We start from the raw sequence: 20,235 nt of genomic DNA, 5'->3' as shown, positions 1-20,235 counted from the left end.
CGTCAGGTGAGATCCGAAGATGGCGCGAAGCATCGGGCGGCGGGCGCGAGTTGCGCGCGGGCCGCCGACGGGTCGCGGGACGCGAAGGGCGAAGAGCCGTCAGGAAGCGGGTGCAGCCGCTCGCCGCGCCGGATCACCAGGGTCGTGGGTACGGACCGGTGCCATGCGTGTCTGCTCCATCCTCGTGGACAACACGGAACGTTCCGCGGCCGGTATCCTGACTCCCGGATCAGCGCGCGTCCCCGTGCCTTCCCGACATCCCGCTCGTCAGTGGCGTGTACCGCGAGGACGGACTCCCCGGTCACAGTGGCGGGACCGTGCCGGTTTCACACCGGCTTCCCTGCACCGCGGACCTTGTCCCCCGAACATATAGTTGGACGTCCTAGTAAGTCCAGGGTCTGCTGGCTTCTCCTGGCCCCGGTGTGTCAGCGAGGCCCGGTGTCCAGTACCGGGTACGGCACGAAGGTGCTGCGGTTCTCGTCGACGGCCAGGGGCCGGCCGAGCGGCGGGACGGCCCGCTGCGGGCAGTCCAGGCGTTCGCAGATCCGGCAGCCCATGCCGATGGGGGTGGCGGCCGAGGCGTTGTCGAGATCGAGCCCGTCGGAGTAGACGAGCCGGGAGGCGTGGCGGATCTCGCAGCCGAGCCCGATGGCGAAGGTCTTGCCGGGCTCGCCCCAGCCGCCCCGGTGCCGGGTGACGGTGCGGGCGGTCCACAGATGGCGCTGCCCGTCCGGCATGGCCGCGATCTGCACATGGATGCGGCCGGGAGAGGCGAACGCCTCGTAGACGTTCCACAGCGGGCAGGTGCCGCCGGCCCGGGAGAAGTGGAAGCCGGTGGCCGACTGCCGTTTGGACATGTTGCCCGCGCGGTCGACCCGTACGAACGAGAAGGGCACCCCGCGCAGCCGCGGGCGCTGCAGCGTGCTGAGCCGGTGGCAGACGGTCTCGTAGCCGAGCCCGAAGCGGTCGGCGAGCCGCTCGATGTCGTACCGCAGCTCCTCCGCCGCGGCGTGGAACTCCCGGTACGGCAGGATCAGCGCGGCGGCGACGTAGTTGGCGATGCCGATCCGGGCCAGCGGCCGGACGGCCGAGCCCTCCTCGTAGTCCTCCGAGGCGAGCCGGGTGAGTTCCCCGTCGTATTCGAGCAGGGCGAGCTGCGTCGCCATCCGGAAGGCCTGCTGGCCGGGGCGCAGCCGGTTCGACAGGTGCAGCACCCGCGCACCGGGGTCGTAGGTGTGGAGGCGGTCGGCGTCGGCGGCGATACGGACCCCGTGGCGTTCGGCGAGCCGGGCGGCCAGGGCCGGCAGCACCTCGCCGGGCCGGATACCGATCTCGGCGGCCAGTTCCTCGGCGGCGGTGTCGACGGTGTGGAGGTAGTTCTGCCGGCGGTAGAAGAACTCGCGGATCTCCTCGTGCGGGGAGCGCGGCAGGTCCGGGTCGTCGGTGCCGCGGCGCTCGGCGACCTCCGCGAGCCGCTCGGTCAGGACCTGGTTGCGCCGGCCCAGGTCGAGCAGCACCGCCGCCACGGCGGGCAGCCGGGAGGCGAGTTCCGACAGATCGGCGGGAGAGACGCGGGCGGCGGCCACCTCGTCGGCGAGGGCTTCGCGCAGGTCGGCCAGGACACGGCCGGTGTCACGCTCGGAGAAGAAGCCGGGGTCCACGCCGAACGCCTCGGTGAGCCGCAGCAGTACGGGCACGGTGAGCGGGCGGGAGTCGTGCTCCATCTGATTGAGGTAGCTGGGTGAGATGGCGAGCATCCGGGCCATGTGGGCCTGGCTGAGCCGCCGTTCCTCGCGCAGCCGCCGCAGCCGCACCCCCGCGTATGTCTTGCTCATGCCTTGCTCATGTTCTTGCTCACCAGGCCCCTTCGGCCGCCCCCGGCTCCGTGCGGCCACCCTAGCCGGGAGCAAGCGGCTTGTGGACAGGAGACCTTGGCAAGGTTGGCAAACATGCTCGGGAAGATTCACAGAACTTGGCAGCCCGCCATGGTTGATGGCACCGAGTGCCACTGCCAGAGTCTTAGCACGGCCCGCCGGAGCCCCCGGATCTCAACATTGCCCGCTCGATGGGGGCACGGCGGGCCGCACTTACCAGGGGAAGCACTTCCCTTCGCATTCTTGGCAGAAGCCCGAGCGGCTTCGACGCGGGATCGACGCGGGATCGACGCGACACGGCGACACTGGGAGACGGTCATGGCGCAGACAGGGACGACGACGGCCGAGGAGCTGGCACAGCGGTGGGCGACGGACCCGCGCTGGCAGGGCGTGCGGCGCTCGTACGGCGCCGAGGACGTGGTGCGGCTGAGCGGCACCGTCCGGGAGGAGCACACCCTGGCCCGGCGCGGCGCCGAGCGGCTGTGGCGTCAGCTCCACGAGCGTGACTACATCCACGCGCTCGGCGCGCTGACCGGCGGCCAGGCCGTGCAGATGGTCAAGGCCGGACTGCAGGCCGTCTACCTGTCCGGCTGGCAGGTCGCCGCCGACGCCAACCAGGCCGGGCACACCTACCCCGACCAGAGCCTGTACCCCGCCAACTCCGTACCGACCGTGGTGCGCCGCATCAACAACGCACTGCTGCGCGCCGACCAGATCGCCACCGCCGAGGGTGACGGCGCGGACGTCGACTGGCTGGTCCCGATCGTGGCCGACGCCGAGGCCGGCTTCGGCGGCCCGCTGAACGCCTTCGAGCTGACCAAGGCGATGATCGCGGCGGGCGCGGCCGGCATCCACTACGAGGACCAGCTCGCGTCCGAGAAGAAGTGCGGCCACCTCGGCGGCAAGGTCCTGGTGCCCACCTCCCAGCACATCCGCACCCTCAACGCGGCCCGCCTCGCCGCCGACATCGCCGATGTGCCGACCCTGATCGTGGCCCGTACGGACGCGCTCGCCGCCAATCTCCTGACCACCGACGTCGACGAGCGCGACGCCCGCTTCTGCACCGGCGAGCGCACCGCCGAGGGCTTCTACCGCGTCGAGCCCGGCATGGGCCCCGTGATCTCCCGGGGCCTCGCCTACGCGCCGTACGCGGACCTGCTGTGGATGGAGACCGGCACCCCCGACCTGGCGCAGGCGCGCGAGTTCGCCGAGGCCGTCCACGCCGAGTACCCCGAGCAGATGCTCGCCTACAACTGCTCGCCGTCCTTCAACTGGCGGGCCGCGCTGGACGACGACCAGATCGCCAAGTTCCAGCGCGAGCTGGGGGCGATGGGCTACCGCTTCCAGTTCATCACCCTGGCCGGTTTCCACTCCCTCAACCACGGCATGTTCGACCTGGCCCGGGGCTACGCGGAGCACGGCATGCCCGCCTACGTGGAGCTCCAGGAGCGGGAGTTCGCCGACCAGCGGCACGGCTTCACCGCCGTGAAGCACCAGCGCGAGGTCGGCACGGGCTACTTCGACCAGGTCAGCACGGCGCTCAACCCCGCCGCGGAGACGCTCGCGCTGCGCGGCTCCACGGAGGAGGAGCAGTTCCACTAGGCCACGGCGGGGGCGGGGCGGGGGCGGGGCCACACAGACGACCGGGGCTGAGGGGCCCGGGTCACGGCCGGGGCTGAGGGGCCCGGGTCACGGCCGGGGCTGAGGGGCCCGGGCCGCTTGGGGATACGCCGAAGGGCGGCGGCACCGGGTGGGGTGCTGCCGCCCTTCGGCGTGCGGTGTCGACTCCCTTAGTAGGCGGAGTTGACGTTGTCCATGGAGCCGTACTTGTCGGCGGCGTAGTTGCAGGAGGCGGTGATGTTGGCGACCGGGTCGTAGGGGTCCCAGGAGGTGCCCTCGACGTGGTAGGCCTTGAAGGTCGGGTCGATGATCTGGAGCAGGCCCTTGGAGGGGACGCCGTTGGCGGCGTTGATGTCCCAGTCGTTGATCGCGCGGGGGTTGCCGGTCGACTCGCGCATCACGTTGCGCTTGATGCCCTCGTAGCTGGCGGGGATGTTCTTGGACTTCAGGATGTCCAGGGACTCCTTGATCCACCCGTCGAGATTGTCGGCATACGCCTTCTTCACCGGAGCCGCAGGCTTCGCGGGGGCCGCCGGCTTGGCGGGGGCGGCGGGCTTCACGGGGGTGCGGGCCTCGGAGCGGCTGGCGGCCTGCTTCTCGGCGCGGGTCTTGTCGGCCTTGGCCTTCGCGGCGGCGTCGGCCTTCTTCTTCGCGTCAGCGGCGTCGGTCGCGGCCTTGGCCTGGGTCTTGGCCTTCGCGGCGGCGGTGTCGGACTGCTGCGCGGTGTGGTCGTGGGCGCCGAGGTCGGTGGTGGTCCACGCGACGGGCTTCACAGCGATGGAGGGGGTCTCGGCGGCCTGGCCGGGGGTGACGGCGAAGGCCAGGGCGGCAGCGCCCGCGGCAGCGGTCAGGCCGGCGGCGGAGAGCTTGTGGGCCGTGGTCAGACGGGCGGTACCGGTGGTGGTGGAGCGCATGCTGGCTGAACCTCTTCCAATCGCGTGAGTCGCACTGGCCGGATCGGCGCGAAGAAAGCGCCGTGTCTCGATCGACGGCGCCATGCGACTCGGCAATTGTTAGCGGCCCGAAAAGCCGCTGGCAAAGGTGTGACCTACTACCCCACCCCCGAACAACACACCCCCGCACACCCCACCCACCACCCCACTTCACACCCAAATGTCCGAATCTGGAGTCCACTACCCGGGTTCGTAAGTGATCTGGGTCCCATGAGCGGCCTCACATCCCGCCCCCCACCTCCACACAGCACGTAACGGCGCGCATGCATACCGTCGGGACGCCGTTTGCCCGGGGCGCCGCTTGGTAAGGGTGCCGGGATGGATGTCCACGAGTCCGTGCTCGATCTCGTCGGCGGCACGCCGCTGGTCCGGCTGCGTACAACCGGCGACGCCGCACGGTCGGCCTCCGCCGTCTACGCCAAGCTGGAGTACCTGAGCGTCGGTGGCAGCTCCAAGGACCGCATCGGCCTGCGCATGGTCGAGCAGGCCGAGCGGGACGGGCTGCTGCGGCCGGGCGGCACGATCGTCGAGGCCACCTCCGGCAACACCGGGATCGGGCTCGCGCTGGTGGCCGCCCGGAAGGGCTACCGCGCCGTGCTGGTCCTCTCGGACCGGGCCGGCGGCGAGAAGGTCGCCACCCTGCGGGCCTTCGGCGCCGAGGTCGTGATGAGGCCCGGCGGCCTGCCGCGCGAGCACCCGGACCACCCGGTCAATACCGCGGCCCGCATCGCCGAGGAGACGCCGGGAGGCTGGCTCGCCGCCCAGTACGACAATCCCGCCAACCCCGAGGCGCACTATCTGACGACGGGGCCGAAGATCTGGCGGCAGACCGAGGGGCGCATCACCCACCTGGTGTCCTGCATCGGCACCGGCGGCACGATCAGCGGCACCGGCCGTTATCTCAAGGAGGTCAGCGGCGGCACCGTCCAAGTGGTCGGCGCCGACCCCATGTCCTCCGTGTACTCCGGCGGCGACGGCCGCCCGTACTTCAATCGAAGCCGCCGGGCACTTCCGCCATGCGGAAACCGTCGAGGACCCCTGGCCGCGGTCGTACCACCAGGACGTCGTCGACCGCGTCCTGCCCGTCGCGGACCGCGAAGCCATCCAGGCCGTCCGCCGACTGGCACGCGATCAGGGGCTGCTCGTCGGCGGATCGTCCGGCACGGCACTGTCCGCGGCCCTGCGCGTGGGCGCCGAGGCAGGTCCGGAGGCCCTGGTCGTGGTGATCCTCCCGGACTCCGGGCGGCAGTACCTCTCGAAGTACTTCGACGATGCCTGGCTGCTGCGCCTGGGCTTCCTGGACGGTGACGCCACGCACCCCCGGGTCGCGGACGCGGCTCCCACGGACGAGCACACGCCGCCGCTGCCGTACCTGAACACCCGCGGCACCGTCGGCGAAGCCCTGGCATCCCTGCGGGCGGGGCGCGACGCCGGCGCACCCCCGGTGTGCCCGGCCGGCCCCTGCCCCGTGGGTCCCGAGCGGCGGCCGACCGCTCCCGAGCTGACGGGGTCCGTGTCGCTGGAGGAACTCGAAACCGCCCTCCGCAACGGCAAGGCCGCACCCACCGACCCGGTCGCCGACCGGCTCGGCGCACCCCTCCCCCACTTCGGCTACGGGGAACCGGCAGCGGCAGCGCTCGCCGAGCTGACCGAGCGCGGGCTGGACACAGCCGTCGTCCTCCGTGACGGCTGCGCGATGGCCCTGACCGACCGCGCCGCACTGCGAGCCGTCACGGAATGAGCCGCCTCATGACGCTCAGGGGGTGTCGGGGTAGAGCCAGCGGCGGAACAGCCCGCTGAGTCCGGGCATGACCAGGTAGGTCAGCGTCGGGGACAGCACGAGGGGGAGAACGGCGGCGCGCAGGGGAACCGGCCAGGACAGGAGGTTCGGCGCCACCAGCCAGGTGTACAGAAGGACGAAGGGGTACACGGCCAGGAGCGTGGTGCACGCCATCTTCCAGCGGGCGGGCGGCCGGGCGACCCCGCCGGGCACGGTGAACCAGGACTCCATGCCGGTCGTCGTGAGGTGGGGATGCACCGGACGCGCGATGCCCGCGAGCCGGGCGTGCCACTCCGCGCGCTCGGGGGATTGCATCCATCGTTCCAGGCTGTCGGTGTCCTGGAACCGTACGACCGTGTGGAAGCGGTTCCCGTCGCCCTCCGGTCGCAGCCAGGTGACGCCCAGTTCTCCCGGGAAGGTGCGGGCCACCCGCTGGATGCCGTGCGCCCACTCCTGGAAGTCGCCTTGCCTGCCCGGTTCCACCTGCCAGGTGTAGACGACGCTGACCTGGTCGTCACCGCTGCTGTGTGGTTCCCGCGCCGGTTCCGTCATGCGAACACGATAAGTTCCGGTATAACCGAAATACGCCTTGCACACCGATAGTGTCAATATTTCCCATACTCCGGGGCGCGCACTCCGAGGCGCAGAAGGCACGCACGCGCTGCGACAGCCGTAGGGAGGCGGGGCTGCGGAGTGAGGGCCGCGGGTAGGAACGGGCCGGTGAGCGTGGGAAGCGGAAGGCGCGGCGGGGTTCTCTGCGGTGGAGGACTGGTGGAATGGGGGCGGCGCGTTGAGGGACGGTCGGCAAAGCGTGGTGGGAGATGCACATCCGTGAGGCCGGCGTGAGCCTTTCGGTCGAGGTGCGCGACAACAGGACCGGCCTGCCGGCCACGGGGCTACGGCTGTCCCTTCAGAGCCGGCAGGGCGACGTCTGGGCCCACGTCGCCACCGGCACGGTCGATGCCAACGGACATGCGAACGCGTGGCCCCTGACCACCGCGGAATGCCACCGCCTCGTCGTCGACGCCGAGGAGTACTTCGCGCAGACCGGCACCGAAGGGCTTTACACGGAAGCCTCGTTCGCCTTCCGTACCGCGGACCCGGCCGACGGACCACGGATCCTGCTGCTTCTCACACCGGCCTCCCTCAGCGCCTACCGCGCCTAGCCCAGGAAGGCCCAGGAAGGGGTGACCCGTGCATCACGTCGTGTCCACGCGATACGGCACGATCTCCGCCTCCTGGGCGTCAAACCCGGTGCCACCGCTCACCAGGCGCGAGACCTGCAGCTGACGATGACACTCGAGGGCGACTTCGCCCCCGCATTCGTCAAGGGTGACAACACGGTTCTGCTGCCGACCCGCAGCATGGCGAACACCGCATCGGCGGGCGAGCTCACACGCACGCGAGGCGTACGAGCCGTGGCGTAACCCGTGATCTTTCCGCGCGTTGGCCCCTTCGGGTCCCTACGCATCCGACGACGCCCAACTGCCCTGCCCCCGGAGGCAAGAACCCATGGGATCCCGGTGCCTCAACACGGGCGGGGAAGAATGCTGAGGTCGCTCACCATGCACGGCATCACCAAGAAGATCACCGCGGGAATCGCCACCGCGGCCGCGGCGATCGGCTGCGTCATCGCCACCGGACCGCCCGCGGCGGCCGCGGGCAAGTGGTGCAACCACTCGGTCTGCATCGAGACCTACGACACGGGCACCTATCTGGGCAGGGTGGAGGTGTCGGTCGTCAACACCAACCAGCCCCACCGCATCAGCGCCCGGGTATGGACCACCAACGGCTGGAGCGCCCGCACCAAGTCGGAGGACGTCGGCGCGTTCCGGACCTACCGGGACCAGGCCTATCCGCAACGCCACTTCCCGGCGGGCACCCGGCTCTGCGCCGAGGGCTTCCGCGGTGGCGCGAGCGTGGGCCTGCCCTGCGTGACCCTCACCGGCTGAACCGGCTCCGCGTGCCCCTCCCGACTTGGTCGGGAGGGGCACTTCAACGGCCGAAAGCCGAAGGCCGCCACCGTGTCACGGGCCAGGCGTGCGCGGCGGCGGGAGTCGGTGACTGCGGGCCTCCCACCGGTTCGCCGCCCTCGACCCCGGCCGCCGGCCGGGTGCTGGGCTGGGTGGCCGTCTCCAGGGTCTCCGACCGGTGCGCGTACGCCGGGGTGGTCGACGATCCAGTCCGGGATCTTCCCCGAGAACTCCGCCGGCCTGGCCGTGCACCGGAAGGCGGGCTTCCGCATGATGGGCACCCGTGAACGCATCGGGCGCCACCACGGGGTGTGGGGTGACGTCCTGCTCATCGAGCGCCGCAGCTCGGCGCACCAGAACGGGCCGCGCGTCTGAACAGCGCGGTCACTCACACGGGCCTGAGCAGCCGCAGTCGTGCATGTGTCATGCCGGGGGCTTCTGCAGCCAGTCCGCTTCGGTGGTCCAGAACATCTGGCGCGCACCGAGATAGTCGTGGGCGAAGTCGGTGAAGCGTTCGCGGGTGAACGGCTTACCGGTCTTGGGGTCCTTGGCCTTGATGTCGGGTTCCTGGACGGCCATCGCGACGAGGGGAAGGGCATCCTTGTATGCGTGGAGGAACTTGTAGGAGTTCTCCATCTGGTACTTCCGGTCCGGCAGGGTGTCCGGTCCTCCGATGCCGATCTTCTGGTCCCTGGCGAGGTCGAACATCTCCTTCATGCGCTTGTGGTCGTCGTCATCCGGCAGGAAGTTGATGTACTGGATGAACTGCGTCTTGGTGAAGACCTTCTTGCCGTAACGCATGTTGTCGATCTCGGCGTCGATGTAGGACTTCGAGGTGTACTTGGTCTGATCCTGCTTGGTGTCCACCTCGACCGCGGTCTCCGGAAGGTTCACCCCGGCGAGCTTGCCGTCGAACTTCTCCGCCATCGCCTTCAGCATGGCCTGGAAGTCTGCTCGCACCTCTGTGTTCCACTGCGCGACCATGGCCCCATGGGTGGTGGGGTTGTCAGGGTTCTCGTCGACCGTCGGCGCGAGCCCGCCCTCCTCCTTCACATACTGGGGAACCTTGGCGTCCTTCATGGCGACATCGAAGAACCGGTCCTGAACCTGGACGAACAATTTCTTGTGGCGTTCCTGGAGATACTTCAGGGCATTGTCCAGCCGCGACCACTTGTACTCCCCCTTCTTCTCCTCCAGGGCCTTCCAGGGCACCACCACCTGCACGCCGCCGATGTCCGCACGGTCGATCATGGCCTTGACCTTTGGGTCCTCGCCGGACGTGGCATCCTCGAACGCGCCGAGCGACATGTACAGATTGTCCGTCACCTTGCCCCGGGACACCGAGCCGGCGGCCTTGCCGGGGGCAGGAGCCGCGACGGCCACCCCGACGGTGGCCGTCAAGGCCACGGCCGTGAGGACAACAGATCCGACTGCACCACGTTGCATCATCATGAACGGGACGCTAGGGGAACGTTCTTAGTGAAAGATAAGAGCGTCTGCCGCTTGTCGCCCTGACCGGCCATACCGCCGCCGCACCGGCCGTCGGCCTGGCCGGCGGCGCCGCGAGCGCTGCCGGCGGCACCCGAGTGACGGTCAACACCCGCCGGTAGGCCTCTGCCGGGCCCCGGGGGGGTCCCACAACCCCGGGGCCGAGCACCCAGCGCGCTCGCACCGATGATCCGCGCTGCCTCCGGCACGCTCCCCGGACAGGCTTCCCGCGCCCTGTTGCGCGGCCTCGGCCACTCCGATACCCACACGCGTACAGTTCGGCCTTTTGTTCGCTCGGTCCACCCGGACGAGCGATCGCAGGCAAAGCCGGGCGGGCCGATTGCACCGATAGGTTCGGTTATGCGTGACAGATTCTGCCGTGTTCAGCAGTGATGGAAGGCCACCGGATGGGGACCGCTGATGAGATCCACACCCTGCTCGTGAAGAAGTTCGGGGCGGACCCCGGTGCCGTCCATCCCGACGCTTCGTTGCACGGCCTTCGCGTGGACTCACTAGCGCTGGAGGAACTGCGGGTCATCATCGAGAACCGGCTGGACATCGATCTCGACGACGTGCAGCTGAGCTCTCGCAGCACGGTGGGCGAGCTGGTGGCCGCCGTCCAGGGCAGGCTCCCCGCGTGACGGGGCGGAACCGGCGGCCGTTCGTCGCCGCGGTCACGGGTCTCGGGATGGTCACCCCCGCAGGCGTCGGTGTGGCCGAGACCTGGCGGACGGTCACCGAGTCGGACGCCCCCACGTCCGTGGGGCCGCTCGGGGAACTCGACGGCCTGCCATGCGACTTCATGTACACCATCACCGGCCTGGACACCGAGCAGATCTTCGGTGCGGCCGCCCTGCGGCTGATGGACCGCTTCACCCAGCTCGCCGTCATCGCGGCACGCGAGGCGCTGGCCGACGCCGCTCTGGACACCTCGGCATGGGACAGCGCCCGCGTCGCCGTCGTCATCGGCTCCGCGCACGGCGGACTGCCGTTCTACGACGCCCAGCACGCCGTTCTCGCCCAGAAGGGCGCCCGCCGGGTCTCCCCGATGGTCGCGCCGCTCAGCATGGTCAACGGCGCGGCCAGCAACGTCTGCACCGACCTCGGCATCCACGGCCCCAGCATGGCCGTGACCACGGCTTGCTGTTCCGGCACCATGGCCATCGGCACGGCCTATCAATTCCTGCGTGCCGGGGCGTGCGATGTCGCGATCGCCGGCGGAGCGGAGTCCCTCCGGTCCCGGTTGATCTACGCCGGCGTCTGCCAGATGAAGGCGATGTCCGTCCGCCGCGACGATCCGGCCAGGGCCTGCCGCCCCTTCGACGTCGACCGGGACGGCTTCGTGATCGGCGAGGGCGCGGGCCTGCTCGTCATGGAACGCCCCGAACACGCCAGGGCGCGCGGGGCGCGCATCCGGGCGGGGATCGCCGGGTATGCCGCGACCAGCGACGCGCACAGCATGGCGGCGCCCCACCCGGACGGCATCGGCATCGAACGCGCGCTGCGCACGGCCATGGCGGAGGCGGACGTCGCTGCGGCGGACGTCGGCCACGTCAACGCCCACGGCACGTCCACGGTGCTCAATGACCTCATCGAGGGAAACGCCGTCCACCGCGTCCTGGGCGATCACGGCCTCGTCACCTCCACCAAGGCCATGACCGGCCACACGCTCGGCGCGGCGGGCGGCATCGAGACCGCGTTGACCATTCTCTCGCTGCAGCACCGGCTCGTCCCGCCCACCGTCAATCTGGAAACCCCCGACCCACGAATCCCGGTCGAGGTCGTGCGCAAGGAGTCCCGGCCGGTGGCCGCGAACTGCGCGGTGAAGAGTTCGCTCGGCATCGGCGGGCACAATGCGGCTCTCGTCCTGATCCGTGAGTGAACCGCCGTGAGCGAGCCCGTGAGCGAGCCCCGTGAAGGAGCCGCAGCCGCCGTGAAGGAGTGTTGTTGTCCGAGGAAATCGTCCGGTCCCTGACAGTCGACGGCATGCGCTATGCGTACCGAGTGCTGCCCCGGCCCGAGCCCGTCACCGAACCCGTCGTCGTGTTCGGCGGCGCGCTGCAAGGCATGTTCGGCTGGCCCCAGATGGAGGACCGCCTCGGACCGGTGGCCGATCTGGTCACCGCGGACCTGCCCGGCATGGGAAGCGGCGCGGTCTGCCCCGCCGACGCGGGCATCGAAGTGCTGCACACCGCCGTGGCGCGGATCATCGAGGACCTCGGTGTCCCGCGCGTCAATCTCTTCGGGTACTCATTCGGCGCGATCCTGGCCTTTCGGCAGGCCCAGCGGTATCCCGACCGCATCGCGCGGCTGGTCCTGGGCGGAATGCCCTCCACCCTTACCGATGCCCAGCACGACGGGCTGCGGCAAGTCGCCGAGATTCTCGCCGCCGGGCGCGCCGAGGACTTCGCGACCCGCGTGGCGGACGCCATGATCTGCCGCGACGAGGACCGCGTCGTGCGCCACCGGCAGCTGGTGCACCGGTACGTCCGCCGTTCCCTGCTGCATGTGGCCCGCCACTCGCCGCATGCGGCGCACGCGCTGGGCCGCACCCTGGCGAACCGGCTGGACCTCGGCGGAGGCCTCACCGGTGTGCCGACGCTGTCCTTCGCGGGCGAACACGACACGGTCGTCCCGCCCGCGGCGCAACGCGCCTTCGCCACCACCATCGAAGACAGTCGCTTCGCCGTCATCGCGGAGTCCGACCACTGGGTGATCATGGAGCGCGCGGCGGAAGTGGCCGACCTGACGTGGCGTTTCTTCACCGACCAGCCCCTGCACTCCGCGCCCTACCTGGCAGAACCACTCTCCCGGCGAGGCGCTGCGCTGGTACGCCGGGCGACCGCCGGGGGAACACCTTCGTTTTCCTGATCAGAGCGTTTGGAAATCCACCAGATCAATACAGCTTGCACGGCAGGCGATCTCACGAAACCGCTGAAATTTCACCGCACTCCGACTCCCGGTCCCGCACTGGGCGCCGAGCTCCTTCATTTGGTACCTCTCGTCGCTGAGATGCCAACGAATATACCCTCGAAGGAAGTCGTTTGCCGTCTTCAGTGCCGCGGACTGCCGACCGCCGAGCGTATGTCTCAACTGCTGCACCGCATGTACGCTGTCGCGGACAGCTCCTCGAAGTACCTGTTCGGTATCCTGGTCACTCGTCGCGGAACGCGAATTTACCAGGCAGAAGTCGCCATCGGCCCCGGCCTTTTCTTTATAGAACGAGAAAACGTCGTTCACCAAGGGGACGATTGGGATGAGGTAGGCGATGACGGTCACGACGTCTCCGAACTGCCTGTCCTCGTCGAACTGATCGGCAGGGAAGAGGGATATTGCGCAGAAGCCCCCCATCCCGGTCAGGCGGCGAAGCCACATCGGGTATTCCCCGGATCCCGGAAACCCTTGGAACCGGCGGCCTTCGACCCAGGTGCCCTGGAGGAAATCCAGGGTGTACCTCAACAAGGCGAGCTGCGCGAACTTCCCGTAGTGGCGGAGCAGGTCCGGGAAGGATGCGAAGATCGATCTGTGCACCGGATGCACCTGATCACCCCCGCCCACAAGCTCATGTATAAAGTTATCCGCGGGGTGGGTATTCGCCAGGAACGGATTGACTTCCAGATCATCCTCTATGACAGTGTGCAAAAAGTGGATGGTGAGAGGAAGCAGCGTGTCACGGGAAAGATTTTCCCAGCCCAGGACCGTCATCCGGGTGATCGTGCGAACATAGATTTCCAGCAGCTCGCGGTCGACCGGGATATCCTGAACGTCCGGCCGGGTGAAGTACTCCATGGTTCCGCGGTACACGTAGCGCAAGGTTTCCACGCGCTCGTCGACGGAACCTTCCGGCTCCCCATACTCGACTGCCTCCAGGAATTCCACGACCAGGTCGACGTATCGCCCCACGGAGATGTCCACGCCCGCCTCCTCGAGAATTACCACTTCGCGTCAGGGAGTTTGCGACAGGCGGCCCAGGTACCTCTCGGCAAATGGGCGCCTATTGAGTATGCCCATGAGGACTGCCGCAAGGGACTCCGATGGCAGAGGTTGGCTCGAACCGGCGCGGTTGGCTGCGTCGGGATGCGTGCCGGCGCTGCGTCGCGCGGTTCATTTTGCCGAGTGCCAGCCGATCCCGCCTCGGGCGGCAAGTGCTGCGGCTGCGCTGGCGGCGTTGAGCGGCAGCGGCATCGGGTAGCGGGTGCGGATCTGGCTCAGCTCCCGGTGCGAGCGGACGAAGCCGGCGAAGTCGCGTGGGTAGACGGCGCCATCCACGCCGGTCAGGACGCCGATCTTGCGCGCGCGGGCGGCGGTGCGCCGCCAGTCCTGGGCGCCGGCCAGGCCGATGGAGTCGGTGCCGTGGTTGAACAGCAGGATCCGGATCTCGTCGTACGGATCTGTGGCGTTCAGGTAGGTCTCAAGTCCGGCGCGGAAGGTCTCGGTGCCGAAGACGGTCCAGTACGGCACCGAGCCGGTGCGCAGGGCCCACCAGGGTTCGAGCAGGAGGAACGACTCGACCAGGAGGCGGCCGGTGGGCAGGCCACGGTCGGCGTACCAGGAACGGTAGAGATCGGCCACGGCGGGGCTGAGCCGCTGTGGCGTGTCGAACCGCAGCAGGTCCAGGTCGATCCGGTGCTGCCCGGCGAAGGCGCGGATGTCGTCGAGGAGCGCGGGCTCCAGGCCCCATTCCGCCTCCGGGCTCTCGCCGTCGGCGGCGGGCGGGTGCCAGCGGCGTACCGGTGCGCCGTAGCGGGCCAGCAGGTCCGCGACGCGGGGACCGCCCTGGCGGTACTCGTCGGGCGTGGCGTCGCCGAGGGCACCGAACTGGAACACGTACCGGTCGTCGATCCTGGTGGTGGGCCAGCGCAGGGTGCAGTCGACACCGACGACCAGGCCGCCCGGGGCCAGATGGTCGTGGATGAAACGGCGGTACGCCTCGGGCAGCCGGCGCCATTTGACCCGGAAGTACGTCATTCCGGCGATCATCAGACGGTCCTGGTTGGGATCGTGCATGTGGTGCAGGACGAGGTCGGGGTTGGCGGCGAGCAGAGCCCGGCCGGCGCCTTCGACTGCGGCCAGGTCGCCGACCGGATCGTCCGGAGCGACACCCCGGCGGCGAACGGGCAGCAGCAGCGTCTGCGGCAGCCAGGCCGCGTCGAGGGCGGCGGCCAGGTGGATCAGGGCTCCGTTGGAGGATCCGATGAAGATCACGGGGTAGCGACGCCGGGGGTAGTGGCCGGTGACCCACGCGGCAAGCGCCTCCGAACGCACCTCGCCAACCCTGCGCTGGGGGATGGCCTCCGCCCAGCCGCTCGCCGCGTACGCGCGTTCCTGGACCGCGACCGGCAGTCTGTTCAGGCCGCCGAGCAGGCCGGACAGCGGCAACTCGAAGGCGGCGGGGACCTGGCCGAGGGCCGGGACGTCCCGGCCCGCGAGGAATCGCGACAAGGCACGCAGCATGCCGGTGGCCGAGTCGAACGAGGCGACCGCCTTGGACGCCCTCATCGTGCTGACCTCTGCTCCTGCGGCCCCGCCTCATCCTCATCGCCGGCGGCCGCGAACTCGTCCGCGAGGAACTCGGTGACCAGTCCGGCCAGCGCGTGCGGCTGCCGGTAGGGAACCATGTGACCGGAGCCCTCCACCACGGCCAGCCGTCCCGCGGGCAGGAGCCGGGTCACCTCCTCCGCCCAGCCCTGCGGAACCAGCCGGTCCTGCGCCCCTCGGACCACCAGCGTCGGCAGGAGGACGTGCGGCAGCTTGTCCTCGATACGGTCGCGCAGCGACTCGGTAAAGGCACCGACAACACGGCGCGCGCCCGCGTCACGGTAATCAGCAAGGTTGAGGGGTGCCATCGAGGCCCGTTCATGGGGAGCGTTGCGCATCCATCGCAGCAACTGACGGATGAAGCTGCGCGCGGCTGGGTCGACGGTCGGGCCGACGAGCACCAGCCCGGCGATGCGGTGCGGATGCCGCACGGCGGCATCGACGGCCACCTGGCAGCCGAAGGACCCGCCGAGCAGCACCGCCTGGTCCAGGCCGACGGCGGTCAGCCACTCGGCAAGCGCGTCTGCCAGCGCCCGCATACCCAGCGGGCGCCGGGGCCCGCCACTGGGCCCGAACCCGGGAAGGTCGACGGTCCACGCGTCGTGGCGGCGGCCGAGGACCTCAAGGAACGGCTGGAACTCCCGGCTGGAGACGCCGGCACCGTGGACGCACACCACCGGCGGTCTCCGTCCGGCAATGTGCCAGGCCACCATCGGCCGGCCGCTTACCGCCGCCGTAATCCGTTGCATGGTCCATGCCTACCCCGGAATCCGGATCAACGATCAGCGGCATCACTGCGGGCCTTTTGGCAGTAGTCAGCCGGATGACGCGCCCCGGGCCGTGTCGGCGCCCGCCAACGCCGGGGCGGCGAGGCGGTCAGTGAACTTTGCCGGGCTGCCAGAGGGAGTTGCGGACCGTTCCGTCGTGGAGGGTCACCACCTGGGTGTGGGGCCTGCGCATCCAGGTGACGAGGGCGTTGAAGTCCTTCCACTCGGCGGCGGCCTTCTTCCAGTGCTTGCCGATGTCCGCGCCGGTTCGGTAGCACTCGTCCAGCGCGTACGTGGTACGGCCGGTCGCCGCCGAGGCGGGGTCGAGGGGGTTGGACCGCTCCGGCCCCTTGGCGAGGGCGTAGGTGATGAGGAAGTCCTGGTGGCTGCTCCTCATGTAGACGTGGTGGCTGTCCCAGAGCCGGTCGCCGTCGGCGACATTCGCCTTGTCGGTCGTGACCACGATCGTGAGCTTGTGGTCACCCTGCCGGCAGGCACGCGGCGGCGGGGCATCCGTCGTCCGCGCGCCGGCCGGGGCCCCTTCGGCGGCACCGTGCGCCGGCGGGCTCACCACTCCGATCACCGCCACGCACGCCACGGCCGCTGCGAGCCGGAGCCTGTTCACTCTCTTCATCTGGAACCCCCCTGGCGAGGACTGCTTCCTGTCCCTCACTTGGCCGCTCAGCTGCAGCGCTTCCCTTCCCCGGCCGATATCGGGACATGCGGCGATCCGCGTGGAACCCACCGAAGGAGTGGAATGCTGGAATGCCCCGAACACGGGGGCGCGGACGGCTCAGGGGCGCGGTCCGAGTTCCGCGGTGATGGCGCCGCGCAGGAGGTCCCGGGCGCGGTCCAAGGTGAGGGAGCCGCTCAGCCAGCGTTTGCTCAGGCCCTCGACCAGCGTGGTGAGGCGTTCGGCCGTGTCTTCCGCGGATACCTCGGGCGGGATGCCGCCGCGCTGCTGGGCGCGGTCGATGAGGTCGGCCGCGTAGTCGGTCCAGCGCGCGGTGGCGGTGCGTAGTTGGTCGCGGAGCTCGGGCTGGAAGACGGCGGTGGCGCGGAGCTCGCCCCAGCCGGTGCTGTTCTCGATGACGACCGGGGTGTCCTGCAGTTCCAGCAGCAGCATCTCCTCGAGATGGCCGCGCGGGTCCGCGTCCGGATCCGTGGCGGGTTCGGTGTACTGCTCGGCCCGGGTGCTGATGAATTCCAGCGTGTGCGACAACAGGCCGGCCCGGTCCTGGAAGTGGTAGTAGATCAACGAGGTCGACACGCCGGCCTCCTCGGCGAGCTCCTCCACGCGCAGGCCCCTGATGCCCCGCTGGGCGACGACTCGGGCGGCGGCCTCCAGGATGGAGGTACGGCGACGGGACATGCGCTCACTTCCGTGCTTCTCGCTTCACAGGCCCTTTCGTTCACAGGCCCCCTGCTGCACCATGCCACCTTCCCTTCCTGACTGAAATTTCAGTCAGGAATCCGGGAGAGCGGCGACGAGCACCACCAGAAGCACCACCAGCCGCTTCCAGCAACGCCTCGGCACTGGAGTCACCTTTGTCCCCCCACCCCATGTCCCGCCGCATCGCTCTGCGTGCCTTCGCCGGTGCGGGCCTGCTCGCCACCGGAGCACTGGCGTGCCGGTCGCAGGAGCCATCGAGGTCAGGTGCCGTCGCTTCGACCGGCCCGGCGGCCTCCGGCACAGCCGCCTCCCGCACGGGTGCGGATCGTCGGTTCGGGGCCGAGTGGGAGAGCCACGCGCGGACCTTCATGTCCTGGCCCGCCCTGCTGCGGGTGTGGAGCCTGGACCTGCGCTCTGTGCGTGAGGACATCGCACGGGTGGCCCGGGCCGTCGCGGAGTACGAGCCCGTCGTGATGCTCGCCCGGCCCGGCCAGCAGGCCGCCGCACAGAAAGCCTGCGGCTCGCAGGTCGAAGTGATCCCGCTTCCGGTGGACGACCTGTGGGCCCGCGACACCGTCCCGGTGTTCGTCGAGGAGTCCGGCAAGGTCGTGGGCGTCGACTTCCACTTCAACGGCTGGGGCAACAAGCAGAAGCACGACAGTGACGGTGCAGTCGGGCGCTCCCTGCTGCCGAAGTACCGGATCCCGCGCAGCCCCGCCCCGCTCGTCGCCGAGGGCGGCAGCTTCGAGACCGACGGTCAGGGCACCCTGCTGGTCACCGAAAGCTCGATCGTCAACGACAACCGCAACCCCGGCAAGAGCCGGGAGACGATCGAGGCAGAGCTCAAGCAGAGCCTGGGCGTCAAGAAGGTGATCTGGCTCGCCGGAGTGCGCGGCCAGGACATCACCGACGCGCACGTCGACAGCCTCGTACGGTTCGCCGCACCCGGGGTGGTGCTGCTGGACAAGGCGTTCCCCGGTGCCCCCGCCGACGTCTGGTCACGCTCCGCCGACCAGGCCAGGTCCGTCCTCGCCAAGGCCACCGACGCGCGCGGCAAGCGCTTGGAGATCATCGACCTGCCGCAGCCCGACCCCGGCCGGATCACCGGCACCGGAGACGACTTCGTTTCCACGTACGCCAACTTCTACGTGGCCAACGGCGCCGTGTTCATGCCCGAGTTCGGTGACAAGCGCGCCGACGACCGGGCGCGCGGGATCCTCGAGGAACACTTCCCCGACCGCGACATCGTGCCGGTGAACATCGACACCGTCGCTGCCGGTGGCGGCGGCATCCACTGCTCGACCCACGACCAGCCCGGCCGACCCGCTACCCACTGATGGTGCGGCGCCGCCGCGGTCGATCTTCGGACAGTTTCCCCGGTCGGGAGATGGCCGGTCGGCGGCCCCACCACCGGCGACCGTCCTCCGCAGCCGAAGTGCCGCACCGCCCTGACCGACGGGCAAGTACCGCTATCCGGCCGTCAAGGCACGATCACAGCCAGTGATCGCGTGGCCGGAAAAGCCCGAGCCCGGCCGGACGGCTCCGTGGATCGGGGAATGATCTCCCTCGGCCCGGCTCCGGGGGTGCGGCAGCGGAGAGCGTGGGCGGTTTCTGTTGTCCCCGGTGGTACGGAGAGGGCTATGCCGGTCGAGGTCGTTTTCTTCAATGTCGGTCAGGGCGACTGCACCCTGCTGTGGTTCTACGACCGGAAGAACAAGAACGTCGGTACGCACGCCGTACTGATCGATTGCGGCTCGACCGAGCCGCTCCGTCCCTTGAATCCCGTGGTCGGGACCCAGACGTTCTCCGCCAAGGACCAGATGGTCGCGCGAATAAAGACCAAGCTGGACAAATATCTCGGGCGCTTGCGCGACCCCTACGTCCTGGATTGCCTGATCGTCACGCACCCCGACGAGGACCACTTCAATCTGCTCGAACACGTCCTCCTGTCGGAGCTGGACCCGCCGCAGTTGAAGTACACGATCCGCCAGGTCCTGTACGGGCTCCATCCGCTGGACTACCGCGAGCGCGGCGGGGACTTCCTGTGGACCCTGTTCCACCACTGGAATCAGATCGGCGGCCCGAGTGGCCAGAAAATCGAGAACCCGCCGCGGCAGGTCACCATGCCCTCGTCGCCGGCTCCGCTCCTCCAGGGGACCGGCCTCCTCGGGGCGAACGTGTACATGCTCGGGGGCGTTCTCGGGCCGGAGGGCCCGAACGACGTGGCGAAGTACGAGACCGGTCCGAAGGAGGCCATCGCCAACGCCTCCAGCCTGGTGACGATGATCCGGGGCGAACCCGACGCGTTCCAGCACCGCCAGAAGGTGTTGCTGATGGCCGACGCCGTGACGCTCAACGAGCGTTATCTCGTGGGCACGGCGGACAGTTGGTGCCGGAGGGAGAACAACCTCTGGCTCAAGATCGGCCACCACGGCAGTGTGACCTCCACGGCCAACGCGTGGCTCGACCACACCACCCCCGACGGCCTCTTCGTCAGTACCGGCCCCAAGGCGTTCGGCGGCAAGACCGCCACGTGCACGCAGAGCAACGTCACCCAGCGGCTCGTGCCCCACTGGAGAGGCGTGCGTCCGCGGCTCACTCTTCCGGATCCACGGATCAAAACGCCTCCGAACTGGGGGTACGTCGTCCAGGACGACAGCCGCGGCACGCGTGGCCCCTTCGTGCACATTCCGGCGACCGACCCGAACGCCCATGTCACCGACCCGCTGTTCAGCTCGATGGCCGTGCCCAACACGAACGGCACGGCAACGGGATGGCGTGGGGTCGACTGGCACCTGCTGCTGGACGACGCGGCACCCGGTTCCTTCGAGATCTGGTTCGAGTAGGGA

Annotated in this window: 17 protein-coding genes, 2 pseudogenes and 1 riboswitch; of the genes and pseudogenes, 10 read left to right on the top strand and 9 right to left on the bottom strand. The window is 69.5% G+C overall.

Annotated features, from left to right (window positions below):
- Positions 1-190 precede the first annotated feature (190 nt).
- Positions 191-365, bottom strand: a riboswitch (cobalamin riboswitch).
- A gap of 60 nt (positions 366-425) precedes the next feature.
- Entirely contained in the window at positions 426-1,835 is a 1,410-nt protein-coding gene (locus JO379_RS28485; protein WP_130881319.1) for a short-chain fatty acyl-CoA regulator family protein, read from the bottom strand.
- Positions 1,836-2,192: 357 nt separating this feature from the next.
- On the opposite strand from JO379_RS28485, the gene aceA reads away from it, so the two are divergent.
- Entirely contained in the window at positions 2,193-3,476 is a 1,284-nt protein-coding gene (gene aceA / locus JO379_RS28480; protein ID WP_130881320.1) for an isocitrate lyase, read from the top strand.
- A gap of 188 nt (positions 3,477-3,664) precedes the next feature.
- Here the strand turns inward: aceA and JO379_RS28475 are convergent, their stop codons facing one another.
- Positions 3,665-4,408 carry a transglycosylase SLT domain-containing protein gene (locus JO379_RS28475; protein ID WP_209517599.1) on the bottom strand — a complete coding sequence of 248 codons (744 nt, stop codon included), beginning with the start codon at positions 4,406-4,408 and terminating at the stop codon, positions 3,665-3,667.
- A gap of 357 nt (positions 4,409-4,765) precedes the next feature.
- Here JO379_RS28475 and JO379_RS34240 point away from each other — a divergent pair.
- Positions 4,766-6,188: pseudogene (locus JO379_RS34240) on the top strand (pyridoxal-phosphate dependent enzyme).
- A gap of 15 nt (positions 6,189-6,203) precedes the next feature.
- Here the strand turns inward: JO379_RS34240 and JO379_RS28465 are convergent.
- A complete protein-coding gene (locus tag JO379_RS28465; RefSeq protein WP_130881323.1) occupies positions 6,204-6,779 on the bottom strand; it encodes an antibiotic biosynthesis monooxygenase in 576 nt (191 codons plus the stop codon).
- A gap of 269 nt (positions 6,780-7,048) precedes the next feature.
- Here JO379_RS28465 and JO379_RS28460 point away from each other — a divergent pair, with 269 nt between their 5' ends.
- The 3 genes and pseudogenes from JO379_RS28460 to JO379_RS28450 form a co-directional block, all read left to right on the top strand.
- Positions 7,049-7,393 (top strand): hydroxyisourate hydrolase, encoded by a 345-nt coding sequence (locus tag JO379_RS28460; RefSeq protein ID WP_130881324.1) that lies wholly within the window; start codon positions 7,049-7,051, stop codon positions 7,391-7,393.
- Between the two features lie 399 nt (positions 7,394-7,792).
- Complete coding sequence (locus tag JO379_RS28455) at positions 7,793-8,179, top strand: hypothetical protein (RefSeq protein ID WP_130881918.1); 387 nt, start codon at positions 7,793-7,795, stop codon at positions 8,177-8,179.
- Between the two features lie 124 nt (positions 8,180-8,303).
- Positions 8,304-8,575, top strand: a pseudogene (locus JO379_RS28450) (GNAT family N-acetyltransferase); the annotation flags it as partial.
- 48 nt (positions 8,576-8,623) lie between these two features.
- Here the strand turns inward: JO379_RS28450 and JO379_RS28445 are convergent.
- Complete coding sequence (locus JO379_RS28445) at positions 8,624-9,607, bottom strand: hypothetical protein (RefSeq protein WP_307842167.1); 984 nt, start codon at positions 9,605-9,607, stop codon at positions 8,624-8,626.
- Between the two features lie 488 nt (positions 9,608-10,095).
- On the opposite strand from JO379_RS28445, the gene JO379_RS28440 reads away from it, so the two are divergent.
- The 3 genes from JO379_RS28440 to JO379_RS28430 all read left to right on the top strand — a co-directional run bounded on the left by JO379_RS28440 (position 10,096) and on the right by JO379_RS28430 (position 12,559).
- A complete protein-coding gene (locus JO379_RS28440; protein WP_130881325.1) occupies positions 10,096-10,329 on the top strand; it encodes an acyl carrier protein in 234 nt (77 codons plus the stop codon).
- Positions 10,326-11,570, top strand: coding sequence for a beta-ketoacyl-[acyl-carrier-protein] synthase family protein (locus JO379_RS28435; protein ID WP_209517597.1), 1,245 nt, complete (start codon positions 10,326-10,328; stop codon positions 11,568-11,570). The genes JO379_RS28440 and JO379_RS28435 overlap by 4 nt, the downstream gene beginning before the upstream one ends.
- Positions 11,571-11,635: 65 nt before the next feature.
- Positions 11,636-12,559, top strand: coding sequence for an alpha/beta fold hydrolase (locus JO379_RS28430; RefSeq protein WP_209517595.1), 924 nt, complete (start codon positions 11,636-11,638; stop codon positions 12,557-12,559).
- On the opposite strand, the gene JO379_RS28425 is transcribed toward JO379_RS28430, so the two are convergent.
- The 5 genes from JO379_RS28425 to JO379_RS28405 form a co-directional block, all read right to left on the bottom strand.
- Positions 12,560-13,603: an isoprenoid biosynthesis enzyme family protein gene (locus JO379_RS28425; RefSeq protein WP_209517593.1), complete on the bottom strand. Its 1,044-nt coding sequence runs from the start codon at positions 13,601-13,603 to the stop codon at positions 12,560-12,562. It lies immediately after the preceding gene.
- A gap of 189 nt (positions 13,604-13,792) precedes the next feature.
- Entirely contained in the window at positions 13,793-15,187 is a 1,395-nt protein-coding gene (locus tag JO379_RS28420; protein ID WP_209517591.1) for a hypothetical protein, read from the bottom strand.
- Positions 15,184-15,903 carry an alpha/beta fold hydrolase gene (locus JO379_RS28415; protein ID WP_209517589.1) on the bottom strand — a complete coding sequence of 240 codons (720 nt, stop codon included), beginning with the start codon at positions 15,901-15,903 and terminating at the stop codon, positions 15,184-15,186. The genes JO379_RS28420 and JO379_RS28415 overlap by 4 nt, the downstream gene beginning before the upstream one ends.
- A gap of 199 nt (positions 15,904-16,102) precedes the next feature.
- Positions 16,103-16,627, bottom strand: coding sequence for a hypothetical protein (locus JO379_RS28410; RefSeq protein WP_209517586.1), 525 nt, complete (start codon positions 16,625-16,627; stop codon positions 16,103-16,105).
- Positions 16,628-16,786: 159 nt separating this feature from the next.
- A complete protein-coding gene (locus tag JO379_RS28405; protein ID WP_130881331.1) occupies positions 16,787-17,365 on the bottom strand; it encodes a TetR/AcrR family transcriptional regulator in 579 nt (192 codons plus the stop codon).
- 191 nt (positions 17,366-17,556) lie between these two features.
- On the opposite strand from JO379_RS28405, the gene JO379_RS28400 reads away from it, so the two are divergent.
- Together JO379_RS28400 and JO379_RS28395 are read left to right on the top strand one after the other, a co-directional pair.
- Positions 17,557-18,723: an agmatine deiminase family protein gene (locus JO379_RS28400; protein ID WP_209517584.1), complete on the top strand. Its 1,167-nt coding sequence runs from the start codon at positions 17,557-17,559 to the stop codon at positions 18,721-18,723.
- Between the two features lie 303 nt (positions 18,724-19,026).
- Entirely contained in the window at positions 19,027-20,232 is a 1,206-nt protein-coding gene (locus JO379_RS28395; RefSeq protein ID WP_209517582.1) for a ComEC/Rec2 family competence protein, read from the top strand.
- Positions 20,233-20,235 lie beyond the last annotated feature (3 nt).

Source organism: Streptomyces syringium, from assembly GCF_017876625.1.
Taxonomy (GTDB): domain Bacteria; phylum Actinomycetota; class Actinomycetes; order Streptomycetales; family Streptomycetaceae; genus Streptomyces; species Streptomyces syringius.
Note: the sequence above shows the minus strand (reverse complement) of the source record. Positions and strands in the feature narration are given on the sequence as shown.